Source organism: Lacipirellula sp. (genome assembly GCF_965279485.1).
In the GTDB taxonomy this organism is placed as follows: Bacteria; Planctomycetota; Planctomycetia; order Pirellulales; family Lacipirellulaceae; genus Lacipirellula.
This window is the reverse complement of sequence record NZ_CBDIIC010000002.1, coordinates 1,738,683-1,753,468: the sequence shown is the minus strand read 5'-3', so window position 1 is coordinate 1,753,468 and position 14,786 is coordinate 1,738,683. Positions and strand designations below refer to the sequence as shown.

Annotated in this window: 9 protein-coding genes; 6 read left to right on the top strand and 3 right to left on the bottom strand. The window is 63.5% G+C overall.

Features of this window, described 5'->3' with window-relative positions:
* Positions 1-41: 41 nt before the first annotated feature.
* Positions 42-1,328, bottom strand: a complete 1,287-nt coding sequence (locus ACQY7R_RS14605) for a hypothetical protein (RefSeq protein ID WP_428306327.1) — start codon at positions 1,326-1,328, stop codon at positions 42-44.
* A 34-nt stretch (positions 1,329-1,362) separates the two neighbouring features.
* The gene (guaB, locus tag ACQY7R_RS14600; RefSeq protein ID WP_428306326.1) at positions 1,363-2,847 is read right to left on the bottom strand and encodes an IMP dehydrogenase; all 1,485 of its coding nucleotides are present in this window, start codon (positions 2,845-2,847) and stop codon (positions 1,363-1,365) included.
* A 555-nt stretch (positions 2,848-3,402) separates the two neighbouring features.
* On the opposite strand from guaB, the gene ACQY7R_RS14595 reads away from it, so the two are divergent.
* The 5 genes from ACQY7R_RS14595 (at position 3,403) to ACQY7R_RS14575 (ending at position 11,506) form a co-directional block, all read left to right on the top strand.
* Positions 3,403-3,705: a hypothetical protein gene (locus tag ACQY7R_RS14595; protein ID WP_152100739.1), complete on the top strand. Its 303-nt coding sequence runs from the start codon at positions 3,403-3,405 to the stop codon at positions 3,703-3,705.
* Between the two features lie 343 nt (positions 3,706-4,048).
* Positions 4,049-6,937 carry a protein kinase domain-containing protein gene (locus ACQY7R_RS14590; protein ID WP_428306325.1) on the top strand — a complete coding sequence of 963 codons (2,889 nt, stop codon included), beginning with the start codon at positions 4,049-4,051 and terminating at the stop codon, positions 6,935-6,937.
* Positions 6,938-7,075: 138 nt separating this feature from the next.
* Positions 7,076-7,348 (top strand): DUF4404 family protein, encoded by a 273-nt coding sequence (locus tag ACQY7R_RS14585; RefSeq protein ID WP_428306324.1) that lies wholly within the window; start codon positions 7,076-7,078, stop codon positions 7,346-7,348.
* A gap of 306 nt (positions 7,349-7,654) precedes the next feature.
* The gene (alaS, locus tag ACQY7R_RS14580) at positions 7,655-10,471 is read left to right on the top strand and encodes an alanine--tRNA ligase (protein WP_428306323.1); all 2,817 of its coding nucleotides are present in this window, start codon (positions 7,655-7,657) and stop codon (positions 10,469-10,471) included.
* A gap of 633 nt (positions 10,472-11,104) precedes the next feature.
* Complete coding sequence (locus tag ACQY7R_RS14575) at positions 11,105-11,506, top strand: STAS domain-containing protein (protein ID WP_428306322.1); 402 nt, start codon at positions 11,105-11,107, stop codon at positions 11,504-11,506.
* Positions 11,507-11,788: 282 nt separating this feature from the next.
* Here ACQY7R_RS14575 and ACQY7R_RS14570 read toward each other — a convergent pair whose 3' ends face one another.
* A complete protein-coding gene (locus ACQY7R_RS14570) occupies positions 11,789-13,264 on the bottom strand; it encodes an endo-1,4-beta-xylanase (RefSeq protein ID WP_428306321.1) in 1,476 nt (491 codons plus the stop codon).
* Between the two features lie 610 nt (positions 13,265-13,874).
* On the opposite strand from ACQY7R_RS14570, the gene ACQY7R_RS14565 reads away from it, so the two are divergent.
* Positions 13,875-14,765, top strand: coding sequence for a phosphoribosylaminoimidazolesuccinocarboxamide synthase (locus ACQY7R_RS14565; protein WP_428306320.1), 891 nt, complete (start codon positions 13,875-13,877; stop codon positions 14,763-14,765).
* The last annotated feature ends 21 nt before the right edge of the window (positions 14,766-14,786 follow it).

The window sequence follows — 14,786 nt, the reverse complement described above, 5'->3', positions numbered from 1 at the left end:
TCTTTTGATCACCGCTCCGGCCGGTCGTTGACCGGCGGCTACTACGGAATCGCGAATGCTGCACCGGTGACGGCGCCTGCTTGGAACGCCGCGGCCCGCCACGTGAACCCAAGCGGCTCGATCATGTACGGTGCACAGCTGCCTGGGCGATAGTAGCCCAACGCATAGATGCATTCGTTCGGCGCTTCGAGGCCCATCTTGTAGGGCAGGATCGGCACCGTTCCGAAGAAGTGGGCGCCCGACATAATCGGCTCCAGTACAGGACCCCAGCTGTGGCCGTAGCGTTCCAATTGCACTTGCTCGAAGTAGAGCGGCTTGTGGCACAGGCCCGAGGCCTTCCACATGTAGGTAACCGGCGACCAGTTGCGCGGCTGGAACGTGGGGCGGCGCCCTTCGCACTCGAAGGGGAAGTCGAGCCCCGCCTCGCCTTGCAGACTAATGTCGAGGCTGATCGATTTGAGGCTGTCGGCCCGCACATTGTCGTACAGCTTCTCGCACTCGGCGAGCGCCTTCTTCCGCTCTTCTTCAATCTGCTGGCGGCGTGCTTCGAGTTCCTCGGGCGTCGGCGGCGGTAGCGGTTCGAGATCGCCGCGATAGCGGAGCGAATCGTATTCCTCAGCGCTAGGAAGTTCGTATTCGTCAGCTTCCTCTGCAGGCATCAATTCATTGCTGCTCGTCTCGGGTTCCGTCGGCGTGACGAGTTCTTCCGCCATCTCCTCTTGCTCTTCGATGACTTGAGGAGCGACTTCGATCTCGTTGCGCGGCGCGGGTTGTTCTTGGATTCGCAGCGGCTCCGTCTCGCGGCTCGGTTCCGCTTCGCGTCGCTGCATCTCGCGGTCGATCGCCTGCCGTGCGTTCTCTAGTTCCTCGACGGTCTCTTCTTCCTCTTCGACCGGTTGATCGACGGGCGGCTGCTCGACCGCGGGCTCCTCGAACGCTTCTTCCAGGCTGGGCTGCGGATAGGAGTTCGGATTGATGGTCGGCTGCGACGCTTCTTCCGTCGTCGGATCGTCGAACGGATCGTACGCCGGCGTTGTCACCGGGGCCGGGGCAGGGGAGGGCTCGGGATCGGTCGACGGCATTTCGGCGTCGAACGGATCAAACGGATCGCCCGCTTGCGCGACGCGTTCGTCGTTGCGACGAACCAGCACGCTGCGCGGTCCGTTTTCGACCGGCGCCTCGGCGACGGCGTGGCTCACGCCGCCCGCTTGATTGGCTCCATCCCAGGAAGCCGCGACGTTCGCCGGTTGCACGGCGGGCGCCGCGGCGGCCGTCGCCTTGGCCGATCGCCATTGAAGTTCGCCAGCCGAGGCGACGCCTCCGGCCAATGCGACCCAGAATCCTAGGGCCGCCGCGGCAGCGCTAGTTAGATTCCGCGGATTTGTATTCCGCCGTGTAGTTCGGCGCTTCCTGCGTAATGGCAATGTCATGGGGATGGCTTTCCCGCACGCTGGCCGGCGAGACCTGGACGAACCGGGCTTCCGTGCGCAGCTCTTCGATGGTTCTCGTACCAGCGTAACCCATGCCGGCCCGGAGGCCGCCGATCAGCTGATACAGAAATGGACTCAGCGGTCCCTTGTAGGGGACGCGCCCTTCGACTCCTTCGGGGACCAGCTTGCCGTTCCCCGCTTCCTCACCACTTTGGCGATACCGTTCGCTGGAGCCCTTCACCATGGCGCCAAGCGAGCCCATCCCCCGGTATGCCTTGTACGTTCTTCCTTGGTAGAGCACCCGTTCGCCCGGACTCTCATCGAGGCCCGCCAACAACCCGCCCAGCATGACGACGCTGGCGCCGGCGGCGATCGCCTTCGTGATGTCTCCCGAGTAACGAATTCCACCGTCGGCGATGATCGGCGTGGCCGAATCTTTCGCCGCTTGTGCTGCGTTGTAGATCGCGGTGATCTGCGGCACGCCGATCCCCGAGATCACGCGCGTCGTGCAGATCGAACCAGGACCAATGCCGACTTTCACGGCGTCGGCGCCCGCTTTGATCAGGTCGCGGGCTCCCTCGAACGTCGCCACGTTGCCGGCGATGACGTCGATGTCCCAGCGTTGTTTGAGTTGTTTGACCGTTTCAATGACGTTCGACGAGTGACCGTGAGCGCTATCGACCGTCAAGAAATCGACTCCCTTTTCGATGAGGCTAGCCGCCCGATCGAAATCGAAGACGCCAATCGCGGCGCCGACGCGGAGGCGACCGTGGGCGTCTTTCGACGCCTGCGGGAACCGACGCATCATGTCGATGTCTTTGATGGTGATAAGGCCCGTCAGTTTGTAGTTTTCGTCAACCAGGAGAAGTTTCTCGACCTTTTTTGCCATCAAAATCTTCTCAGCTTCCGCAAGCGTTACAGTCCCCGTGGCCGTAACCAGTTGCTCGCGGCGGGTCATCACGTCGGAGACCGGCTGATTGCTGTCTTCCAGGAAGCGGAGATCGCGGCGGGTGATGATGCCCGCTAGCTTCCCGGCGGCGTCGACAATGGGGACGCCCGAGACGTTCGAGTGGAGCATGAGCGTCCGCGCCGAGGCGACGCTAGCAGTGGTGGGCATCGTCACCGGGTCGACGATGATGCCGTTGGCGCTCCGCTTGACCTTGTCGACCTCTTTGGTCTGGTCTTCGATCGACATGTTCTTGTGGATGACGCTCAGGCCCCCCTCTTGGGCGAGGCCGATCGCCATCCGATGCTCGGTGACCGTGTCCATCGGCGAGCTGAGAATCGGCGCCCGCATCTCGATGCGGCGGGTCAGCCGAGTGGCCACGCTCACCTCCGCCGGGACAACCTCGCTGTAGCGAGGTTCAATGAGTACGTCGTCAAACGTGAGTCCCGTGCCAATGAGCTTGTCCTGCATGTCGCCCCCAGTGGTCTCCGCGGCAGTCGAAAGAATCCCGGATTATGGCGGTTTTCGGGCCTGAGGACAAGCAGTAGCCGCGGGTCAACGACCCGCCGGAGCGGTGATAGAGAAATGTCGAATGTGGAATGCTGAATGGGGAACGAGCGACCTCTCCCCATTCCCCATTCAGCATTCCTCATTCGAGCCCCGCTCCGGCCGGTCGTTGACCGGCGGCTACTCGTAGCCCAATCGTCACAACCGGCGCCAGCGAATCCCCAGCGGCGTTCGGGACGATGTTCGCCTCCGATTCATCCCTCGCGCCGCCGGCCGTCGCCCAGACAGTAGTGCTATCTTTAACTAGTTGTCGCAGCGGGCGTTGCGCCTCATACTGAACTCGTCTGGCGGGCAGCTGGGCGGCTCAGGATTGAATCGCACCGCCTGCAATTGCCCGTCAGATTCCGCACCGTGCGACTGTCGCCCCGTGCGGCGCGTTGCATCTGCAAGCTGACGGCGCTTCATCCCGTTGAAGCGGCAACCGCTTGTTTCGCGATTCAATTTGAAAGGACACCTCCGATGAAACGCATGCTCTTTTCGCTGTTGGCTGTGGCCGTTCTCGGCGTTGCCAGCCAATCGGCCCAGGCCCAATGGGTCGTCCAGCCGACGACCGTGTGGAGCCCCGTCGTGATGCCGGCCCCGGTGATGCAGCCGATGGTCGTCCAATCGGCGCCCGTCTTCGCTCCGATGCCCGTGACGACGTTCTACCGCGCCCCGGTCGTGACGATGGCCCCCGTGCCGCAGGTCGTGACCCGCTACCGCCCGATCCTTGGCGGCTCGGTGTCGCGCGTCCGCTACGGCTGGGCGCCAGTCGCGTTCTAAGAAATGTTCAATTCAGTGTCATTCTGAGCCCCTGCTCCGCTCAGGGTAACTCAGCGAAGAATCTAGCCGTTTGAATAGATCCCTCGCTTCACTCGGGATGACGACAAATTAAGCCTCGACGTTGTATGGCAGACCCAGAGGGGGGCGCCGGCAGCGTCGAGGCTTTTTTTATGTTGCAACGCGTGACCTTTCCCGCTAATTGACGGGGTGACCCGGCATGCGAGAATCCTGGAGAGAGGCTGGAGGCGGGAGGACGGAGGTCAGGGAGAGTCATTTCCCAACTTTCGCCTAGCTTCTTCTCCTCTCTGACCTCCGACCTCTGAACCCCGACCTCTCCCTCCTGATGGCTGAACTCAAAACATTCGTGTTCACCGACATCAGCGGGTCCGTCCGGCTGAAGGATGAAATGTCGGGCCGGAGCGTCACCGAACGCGACATGGCGTTCATCAACTCGATCCTCACGCCCCACCGGCAGCGGATCGAGGCCGATCTTGAACAGTACGGCGGCCGCGTCGTTTCGACCGCCGGCGACGGCCACTTCCTTGTCTTCGAGCACACCGTCGGCGCCGCGCAGTGGGCGGTCGCCGTGCAGAAGAGCCACCAAGACGACCCGATCGACACGCCCAAGGGCGAGCATGTTGAAGTCCGCATGAGCATGCATGTTGGCGTGCCGCAAATCGACCCTGGCGATCGCGACAATTTCGTCGGCAAAACGGTCGACTACGCCGCACGGCTCAACGACTACGCCACTGGCGGCCAAATCTTGGTCAGCCGCAGCGTCATGGCGATCCTCGACGACGTCGGCCTCGAGGATGTGCGGCTCCATTTGCATGGCCGCAAGGGTCTGAAGGGGATCGGCAGCGTCGAGATCCACGAACTCCTCTACGACGACCACGGCCCCCGCCCGATGCGGAATCAGCCGAAGACGAACGCCGAACGGCAGTGGACGGTCGTGCCGACGCAGGGGTTCGAGCGTTCCACCTCCGGCGGCAGCGTTAGCGTCGCCGGCCAAACGGCACTCAAGCGAGTCGGCAACTACGAACTCGAGCAGGTGATCGGTTCGGGCGGCATGGGCGACGTTTACAAAGCCCACCACACCCAGTTCGGCCGCGTCCGCGCGGTGAAGGTGATCAAGTCGCAGTACGTCGGCGCCGGGCACGAAGACGTCGTCCGCCGGTTCTACAACGAAATCAAAGCGGTCGGCCGGCTCGAACACAAGAACATCGTCGTCGCGATCGACTCCTCGGCGCCTGCCGATAAAGTCCATTACCTCGTGATGGAATTCATCGAGGGCGTCAGCCTCGATGAAATGGTCACCCGCCACGGCCCGCTGCCGGTTCCCGAGGCGAGCGAGATCATCCGCCAGGCGGCCCGTGGCCTGCAGTACATCCACAAACACGAGATGGTTCACCGCGACATCAAGCCGTCGAACCTGATGGTGACGCTCGTCGACGCCGATCAAATTTCCGGCGACTCGACCGTCGCCGACGCCGACGATGGCGAACGGGCGGTGGTGAAGATTCTCGACCTCGGCCTCGCGCTCTTGGCGGACGACAACCACGACCGCCTCACGCGGCTCGACCACAAAGCGATGGGGACCGGCATGTACATGCCCCCCGAGCAGTGGCGGACGACCACCGTCGACATTCGCGCGGACGTTTACAGCCTCGGCTGCACGCTCTATCACCTGCTCGCCGGCAATCCGCCGTTCTTCGATTCCGACCTTCGCCCGGAAAAAGCCCACGAGAAATCAGCCGTCCCGCCGATTCGCAATGCAATGCAGCCACTGCCGCGCAAGCTGTGGGACGTGCTGCAAAAGATGCTCGCCAAGCGGCCCGAAGACCGTTACGCGACGCCGGCCGAAGTCGCCGCGGCGCTGGCGCCGTTCGCCGAGGGCCACCAACTGGCGGCGCTCGTCCGCGGGCTCGAAGGGGATCAAACCGTTTCCAACGCCCTGACGCCGACGAAGCCGAACGGCCATTCGAAGGCCGACACCTGGCGTTCGCGACCGTGGTTCAACTCGGATCGGTTCCGGCCGGATCGCCGCATCATTTTTACGAAGCTGTTGCCGCTGCTACTCCTGGCCGGCGTGGCCCTGGGCGCCGTCTGGCTCATACAAAAGACGCAGCGCGAGCAGCAGGAGGCTGCAATAGCCCAGCGATTGGCTACGCAGCAAAAAAACGAGGAAGACAACCGCGACAAACTCTCCAGCTACGCGAAGACGGCCGCCAGAACGGTCGCCGGGGAACTCGACAAACGCTTCGCCCTCCTTAACAGCGAAGCGAAGGATCCTGAACTGATTCGCATGGTGCGCGCGATCGACGCTCTGCCGAACGACCAGGAGATCGCTGCCGACCCAGCCAAAGTGGAGCAGCGAGACGCGCTGCGCGAGGAACTGAGTTTGTGGATTCAAAAGCTCCCGCACAAGTATGGCAAGAATCTGAAGTATGACAGCTGGTTTGTGCAGGATATTCACGGAACGCAGGTCGCGCGCACGCCGGCAGATGACTCAAGCTTGTACAAGCCGTACTGGTACCGGGACTACTTCCATGGCTTACTGAAAGATCGCGACAAGACGAGCGAAGCCGTTCGCGAGGCAACGAAGCCAATTGAGAATGAACATCTTTCGACGGTCTACTACAGCACGGCGAGCCAATTCAAAGATTTGAAAGTGGCGTTCTCCGTGCCGATTCGCGACGACGGCGCTGGCGCCGGCGAATCGAGTCCTCCTGCGAGCGGGCCGGGAAAGGTCATCGGCGTGCTCGCGCTCTCGATCAACTTAAACGACTTTGATGTACTCGACCCGGAACAAGCGCGCGGCAGCGAAGTTATCCTCATCGACTTGCGGAAGGATTGGATCAACGGCGAGAACCATGGTCTGATTCTCCATCACCCGCGTCTCGACAAAGGCGAACTCGCGCGCGTCGAAGGCGATCTGATGAAACGGATCGACGCCGCCGACCCGACGAAGGCGCCGGAGTTCGACGGCTCCAAGCACTTCCTCGTCGGATACGCCGATCCGCTCAACAAGGACAAAAACCCCGATCAAAAGTATTGGGGCGCCTTCGAGCCGATTCGCTACGAAATGCGGACCAGCGAAAGCGACGAGGCCGACACCGAGCGGTTTGGCTGGGTTGTCCTCGTCCAGAAACCGATGCCAGACGACGTGTCGCCTGTGAGGGTACTGACTCCCGCGGCGCCCGCCGTCCCCGCTCCTGCAACCGCCCAGTAAGGCCGGCGTTCGCATGGGCCCCGCCGCACGCCGGCGGCGGACGGCTACATGCCGATCGCGTGATGGCGTATACTGGAAGCAGCGGGCGGCGTTCGTCGCCCCGTCACTTCGATTGAGCCGCAATCCGGATCCCGCGCGATGGACAAGAACCGAGTACTCGACGCCCTCCACACGCTGCAGTCCGAACTCTCCGGCGCCAACACCCTCGACGACGCCTCGCGGCAATCGCTGCTGGCGATCACCGCCGACATCCACCGCAAGCTCGAAGCCGATGACGACGTGCCGCCGGAAGAGGGCGAATCGCTCGGCGGCAAGCTGCAGGACTCGATCCTCGAGTTCGAAGCCGAGCACCCGCAGGTAACCGCCGCGGTGAACCAGGTCGCCGCCGCGCTGGCGAACCTCGGCATCTAACGCGGGCCGCCCCCAAGTCCGCAACGCCCCCAAGTACTTCGGACTGGTCGCTTAAGCGACCAGTCCAGCCTCAACGCTGGCCTGCGCCCACCAAGGGGACGCTGCAGGGACGCGAACCCCGCCCCCCGCAGACCCCTCCCAACCGGTAGTGTCAAACTCCCCTCGCGCCGATATCATAGCGCGTTTACGCCGGCTGTTGGTTATTGCCGGGGGCGAGGACGCCCCGGCTCGCGGCGAAAGTTGCCTGCAGGCGATTTCGACGTTGCCGACCGCCCACTGCTCACTGCCTACTGCTCGCTTCCTCTCATGAAAACCGACGAACTTCGCGACAAGTATCTCACCTTTTTCGAGTCCAAGGGACACCGCCGCGTCGCCAGCGACGTGCTCGTCCCCACTTGGGATCCGAGCGTGCTGTTCACCCCGGCAGGCATGAATCAGTTCAAGGACCACTTCCTCGGCAAGGTGAAGCTCGACTTCACCCGCGCCACCAGCTGCCAGAAGTGCCTCCGCACCGGCGACATCGAGAACGTCGGCCGCACCGCCTACCATCACACCTTCTTCGAGATGCTGGGCAATTTCAGCTTTGGTGATTACTTCAAGCGCGAAGCGATCAACTGGGCCTGGGAATTCCTCACCGACAAGAAGTGGCTCGCCCTCGACCCGTCGCGACTCACCGTCACCGTTTATAAGGACGACGACGAAGCCGCCGGCATCTGGCAGAAGGACATCGGCCTGAAGGTCGACCGCATCGAGCGCTGTGACGAAGACGAAAACTTCTGGCCGGCGAGCGCCCCGAGCCAAGGTCCCGACGGCGTCTGCGGTCCCTGCAGCGAAATCTACTTCCATCCCGACCAAGGCAAGAGCGTCGAGATCTGGAACCTCGTCTTCACGCAGTTTAACCGCGTGGGCGATCCGCCGAACAACCTTCGCCCGCTGCCGTCGAAGAACATCGACACCGGCATGGGCCTCGAGCGCACGGCCGCGACGCTGCAAGGCGTGCCGACCAACTATCACATCGACACGCTCTTCCCGATCGTGCAAGCCGCCGCGGAAATCTGCGGCGTGAAGTACGAACTCGATAGCGATGCCGGCCGCCGCTGCCGTCGCATCACCGACCACGTGCGGGCGTGCACGTTCGCGATCCACGAGAACGTTTACCCCGGCCCGCAAAAGGAAAAGTACGTCGTGAAGCGGCTCCTCCGCCGCGCGGTGCTCGACGGCCACCAGATGGGTCTCCACGAACCGTTCCTCCACAAGCTCGTCCCCGCCGTCGTCGCGGCAATGAAGGGCCCGTACCCTGACTTGGTCGAAACGGCCCAGCGCGTCGCCAGCGTCATCGAGAAGGAAGAAGCGAACTTCTTCGGCACGATCGACGCCGGCCTCAACCGCATCGAGCGGGCGTTCGACGACATGCGCAAAGAGAACCGCACGCGAGTCGAAGGCGCCGTCGCCGCCGAGCTCTACCAAACCTACGGCGTGCCGCCGGAACTGTTCGAGTCGCTCGCCGCCGAGCATAACCTCGCCTTCGACTGGGAAGGTTACGCCCATTCGATGGAGCAGCATGGCGAAGCCTCGGGCAAGGTGCAGCACACGGTCATGGGCGCCAAGGGCCCGATCGACTCGCTGAAGCATGCCCTCCACTCGACGGAGTTCCTCGGCTACGACACGACCGTTGCCGACGCCGTTGTGAAAGGGATCATCACCGGCAAGGCGCCGAACGACCACCTCGTCGACAAGATGGATGAGGTCGGTCACGCCGCGCCCGTCCGCGTCATCCTCGATCGTACGCCGTTCTACGGCGAGAGCGGCGGCCAAGTCGGCGACATTGGCAAGCTCGTCGGCGACGGCTTCGAGTTCGAAGTCGTCGATACCCAAAAAGATGGCGCGCTGATTGTCCACATCGGCCACCTCCGCAAGGGCACGATCCGCGAAGGCGCCAAGGTCCGCGCAACGGTCGACGACGCCCGTCGCGATGCGATTCGCCGTGCTCACTCGGCGACCCACATCCTGCACTACGCCCTGCAGAAGAACCTCGGCTCGCACGCCCAGCAGCAAGGTTCGAAGGTGACCGACGACGAACTGCGGTTCGACTTCACGAACCTCAGCCCCGTCGAAAGCTCGCAGTTGGCCGCGATCGCGAAAGACGTCGTCGAACGCGTTGCCGCCGGAGCTCCGGTGAAGTGGGAAACCCTTCCGCTCGCCGACGCCCGCAAGCAAGGCGCCATGATGCTGTTCGGCGAGAAGTACCCCGACCCGGTCCGCATGGTCTCGATGGGCGACTTCAGCCGCGAACTGTGCGGCGGCGTCCACCTAAACAGCACAGGCGATGTCGGCGCGTTTGAAATCCTCAGCGAAGAAGGGGTCTCCGCCGGCACGCGGCGGATCATCGCCCTCACCGGCAAGAAGGCGACCGACTACCGCGCACGGCTCGAAGCGGAGGTGAAGAAGGCCTCCGAGAAGCTCGGCGTCGCCGGCTACGATCTGCCGCACGCCGTCGAAGCCCTCATCGAAAAGCGTCGCGAACTGAAGCGAGCTCTCGAAGCGGGCGTGAAGCCGAACCTCGCCGCCGCGCAAGCCACGGTGAAGAAGGTCGCCGGCGACACGGCCGAATCGATGAAGTCGATCCTCGGCGAGGCCGCTCGCCGCATGTCGGTCGGCCTGCTCGGCGTTGCGGAGCGCATTGAATTGATGGCCACCGAAGTCGAATCGCTCGGCCAACGGCTCGCCCAGCGCGAAGCCGCCGGCCCGCTGTCGGCCGACTCCCTCCTCGAAAAAGCGACCACCGAGGGCGGCGTCACCGTCGTCGTCGCCGACGTCCCGGGCGTCGAGCCAAACCTGATGCGGCAGCTGATCGACCAGATCCGTCAGAAGCAACCGCTCTCCGCGGTGCTGCTCGCCACGACGCAAGGCGAGGACAAGGTGACGCTAGTCGCCGGCATCTCGAAGCAGTTGCAAGAACGCGGCCTGAGCGCCGGCAAGTGGATCGGCCCCGTCGCGGCCGCGGTGGGCGGCGGCGGCGGCGGACGCCCCGACCTCGCCCAAGCCGGCGGCAAGGATCCGGCGAAGCTTCCCGCAGCCCTCGACGTCGCCAACAAAACGATCGCCGAGATGCTGAAAGCGTAAAGTGCTAGCAGTAGCCGCGGGTCAACGACCCGCCGGTGCGGTGATGAAAACGCGTCACGCGCGCATTGATCACAGATGGATGCGCGAGTCGCGTGCAGCAGCGCCATCGAACGCCAACGGCGTTCAATCATCCAGCCCGGGGTTGATCGCAACCGCGATCTACCCCGGGTATGTGTTGAGCCGTAACTCCTCAACCCTGCAAGGGTTGAATCGGCTGCTGCAACCCTTGCAGGGTTGTGATTCACATGCTGTCCGCACACCTAGGGTAGATCGCTGCGCGATCAACCCTAGGCTGATCGCTTGAACGCCTTCAGCGTTCGAACGCAGCGGAAGCAGAATCTGGCGATTGGAGTCTTCACCCTAGTTCGCACTCCCCATTCGCCTCCGCTCCGGCGGGTCGTTGAGCCTCGGCTACTTCTCCATCTTCCGCGAATCATTCATCTCGCCATTTTTCCGGACTTTCCAATCGAGATTGTCCCTTCCGTCAAAGTCTTTTAAGATGAAGGCCAACTGCTCCGAGAGAGGCAACTCTCGGAGACTTCTCAAGCTGAACGTCTGGATGCGTTCGGCTCACTATTTGGCGAGGCGGCAACGTTTCCTGGGAGGGAATCTCCTCGCAGGCGGAGTTTGGTCATGGCAGACGTTTGTGAAGAGTGGGGCGTCGACGTTTCGCGCGGCCCCGATTGGTTGTTCCTGCGCCTACGCCCCGGCAAGCAAGAGCCGGCTGGCATGGCCGACAAAATTTGGTCGCTCGCCGATCGCCACTTCGTCTACCGGCTCGTGCTGGAGATGAACGACGTGTCGATGATCCCGAGCCACCTCATGGGGCAACTCGTGATGCTCCAAAAGCGCGTCCTGCAACGCGAAGGCGCTCTGCGGCTCTGCGGCCTGTCGAAGGAATGTGCTGAAGCGCTTCGCTTCTGCCGCCTCGATCAGGCGCTGCCGAACTTCGCTTCGCTCGAAGACGCCGTGAAAGGCCAACGCCGCCACGCGCCGCACTTTCGCGAACGCGCAGGCAGCGGCCTGAGCGCGTAAGTAGCCGCGGGTCAACGACCCGCCGGAGCGACGATCGCAAGAGCGCGCATTCCAATTGACGCGTGATTGCTCCGCAGCATTTCAGGCCTGAAAGGCCGCGCTACGGTAGCCCAGGGCGAAGCCCTGGGAAAACGGCGTGTGCACAGAATCGAAGCCCTGTAGGGGCGCGCTTTCGCGCCCTTGCAGGGCTATGTTTTTTGGTGGGCGATATACCCAGGGCTTTGCCCTGGGCTGTCATAGCGCGGCCTTGCAGGCCTCAGGGAATACGGCCAACGGAAGCCGCTACCCCCCGCACGCCTTCCGCAAATCACGCAGCATCCCCAGCGTAGGCTTCGGGTTCCCCTTGCCGTCGAACAGCCCGCCGTGCGGGAACTCGTGCGGCTCGTGATCGGTCAGCTGGTTCCATAGCACCACCTGCACCGAGGTCCGCCCCAGCAGCAGCGGCGCCACGCTTGAGGCCAGCGCCAGTTGCGAATCCTGCTGCGGCGCATCAGGCGAGTGGACGAGTTCCGCCGCAATCGTCTTCGCCGCCAGTGGGTCGGGTAGATCGCCGCTCGGCGCGGTGAGCAGCACCATCAGCGGCAGGCCGAGCTGGCTCCACTGGTCGATCAGCTTGCCATATTCAAACGTCGGCCGATGGCTGCTGCCGCGCGGCCAGTAGCCCGAGTTGATTTCGAGCCCAAAGCCCGAGATCCCCAGATCGGCCCGCACCAACGCATCCGCATAGTGCAGCGGCGCCAGGTCGTGTTCCTGGTCGACCAAGTACTCGCCCCACGGCTGGTCGAACGACACCACCACCGGCGTCCGCGGATCGATCTTCCGCACCACCTGCACCGCTTGGGCGACGAGGTTCAGCCGGCTCTCTTCATCGAGCGACAGCAGCTGCCCGTTGTTCACCCGCGACGCGACATGCCACAGGTGAACCCGGCCGGCGTAACGCGAGACGACCGCCTTCACGTGGTCGAGCAGCAACCGCACGAGGTTGTCGTCGTCGCCTTCCCACAGATACATCCAGTCAGGCACGCCGCGATCATCGAGGCGGAGCAGGGGGCCCATCGCCACCTTCAGGCCGGCTGTTTGGCACCAGCCGAGCTGCTCGTCTGTCGGCTTCCAGTCTCGTTTGCCTTCGCGCGATTCGATCGCCCGCCACCCGACCGGCAGCTGCACGATGTTGCAAGCGTCGACCAGCTGCCGCTTTACCTGCACCGTCGGCGCCGCGGGGCCGAGGCTCACGCCCAATAGGGACGCGATCGGCGTCTGCCGTTGCCGTGAGTTGATCGTTTGCTCGGAGTAGGCCCGCACCAACTGTTCAGAGACGGTAAGCGCCAGCGCGATCGCCTTGTTCGCTGCTTCCGCCGACGCGGCCACATCCTTCTGCGTCGTCGCCGCGCGGGAGAAGAGCCGCGTCGCTTCCTGCAGGCGCTCGGTCAGTTCGGGGGGCGTCTTCATCCCCAGCCATTCCCAAATGAACAGCCGCGAACGAATCCGCTGGATCAGCCCGCGGGCGAGTTCGACGTCGAGCAGGTAGGGCCGCTCACGCTCGATGAGCGTGCTGGTCCCTAGCAGGTATTGGCCATGGCCATCGACGACCCACGGGACGTAAACGTAGCCCGAATCATCGACGCCGCGTTGAATGACGAGCGTTTCCCCATCCCAGCGCGAACTGGTTTGCCAGGGGATGTCCTCGTTGCCCGCGACATATATCCGGGGAAGGCCGCCCGGGGGAATTCGGTCGCGGCGATGCAGATGAAACCGCATCTGTCCCATAGTCGAGGCCTGTCGTGGAAAGGGCGAAAGCGTGGTGTCAAAGTGCGGTGGCTTGGCGGCCGGTGTTGTGCCCTTGCCAGAAGACGAAGTCCCTTCGTCCGCTTCAGTTTACAACTGCAGTGCGGGGGTCACAACTCCACGCGGCCGGCCGCAAATCCGCCGCAAAAACCCGCCCCCCTGCGGTACGAACCCTGTCACCCTGAGGTACTCCGAAGGGTCCGCTCCGCCCACCGGGCCGGCGATTCCTGCCAGAATTTGGAGTATCGGCCGATCGACCGTTAGATTGGGGGAATGAGATCCCTCCGACTCGCGATCGCCGTAATCTTTGTGCGTGCGGTCAGCTACTTGGGCATAGTGGCTGGCTGGGCGATGGATCAGTCGATCCTGCCGCCCGGTGGCGGCGGGTGGCGCTGCTATGCGTCCTGCTTCATCGCCTTTGGGCGCCCTTCATCGCGGCTTACGGGCTCTGGCTGCTGCCAAGGCTTTGCCGATGGATCACCGCCCTCGTGGTTCAATGAAGTCGGTCGCTCCTGCCCGCGCTCCCGCTAGTTCGATATACTCCCGATCGAACGAACCGTCTGAGTACAGGAAGCTCGCCCCCATGTCCGCCCCCGTCATCGAAACCAACCTCCCCGGCCTCCCCGTCACCCGCGGCAAGGTCCGCGACGTCTACGACCTCGGCGACCGCCTCCTCCTGGTGAGCACCGACCGCATCAGCGCGTTCGATTGGATCCTCCCGACGCCGATCCCCGACAAGGGCCGCGTCCTTACGCAGGTGAGCAACTTCTGGTTCCGCTCGCTGCCGATCGACCACCACCTGATCGAAACCGACGTGCGGCAGATGGATCTCCCCGCCGGCGCCGACCTCGACGCCCTGGCCGGTCGTACGATCCTCGTCCGCAAGACCGAGGTCGTGCCGATTGAGTGCGTCGTCCGCGCGTATCTCAGCGGTTCGGCCTGGGCCGAGTACCGCCAGCATGGCGGCGTCGCCGGCATCTCGATGCCGAGCGGCCTCCGCGAATCGGAACGTCTGCCGGCCCCGCTGTTCACCCCCGCCACCAAAGCGGCCCAAGGCGATCACGACGAAAATATCACCTTCGCCGAAATGCAGGCGATCATCGGCGTCGAACTGGCCGAACAACTTCGCCAACTCAGCCTCGACGTCTACGCCCACGGCGCGCGCCGCGCCGCCGAGATCGGCATCATCCTCGCCGATACGAAGTTCGAGTTCGGCATCGTCGACGGCCAACCGATCCTCATCGACGAAGTAATGACCCCCGACAGCAGCCGCTTCTGGCCCGCCGATGTCTATGAAGTCGGCCGCGGCCAACCGTCGTTCGACAAACAATTCGTCCGCGACTGGCTTTCCGCGAGCGGCTGGGACAAAAACAGCCAACCGCCCAAACTGCCGAACGAGATCGTCGAGAAGACGCGGGCGAAGTACATCGAAGCTTGCGAACGCATCACCGGCGAAAAGTTCCCCTGGAGTTGAGCGGCTAGATCGCGTTCAATT

Coding starts and splice junctions, on each gene's coding strand:
- guaB (WP_428306326.1), bottom strand. CDS start 2,847: ATGCAGGACAAGCTCATTGGCACGGGACTCACGTTTGACGACGTACTC.
- ACQY7R_RS14595 (WP_152100739.1), top strand. CDS start 3,403: ATGAAACGCATGCTCTTTTCGCTGTTGGCTGTGGCCGTTCTCGGCGTT.
- ACQY7R_RS14590 (WP_428306325.1), top strand. CDS start 4,049: ATGGCTGAACTCAAAACATTCGTGTTCACCGACATCAGCGGGTCCGTC.
- ACQY7R_RS14585 (WP_428306324.1), top strand. CDS start 7,076: ATGGACAAGAACCGAGTACTCGACGCCCTCCACACGCTGCAGTCCGAA.
- alaS (WP_428306323.1), top strand. CDS start 7,655: ATGAAAACCGACGAACTTCGCGACAAGTATCTCACCTTTTTCGAGTCC.
- ACQY7R_RS14575 (WP_428306322.1), top strand. CDS start 11,105: ATGGCAGACGTTTGTGAAGAGTGGGGCGTCGACGTTTCGCGCGGCCCC.
- ACQY7R_RS14570 (WP_428306321.1), bottom strand. CDS start 13,264: ATGCGGTTTCATCTGCATCGCCGCGACCGAATTCCCCCGGGCGGCCTT.
- ACQY7R_RS14565 (WP_428306320.1), top strand. CDS start 13,875: ATGTCCGCCCCCGTCATCGAAACCAACCTCCCCGGCCTCCCCGTCACC.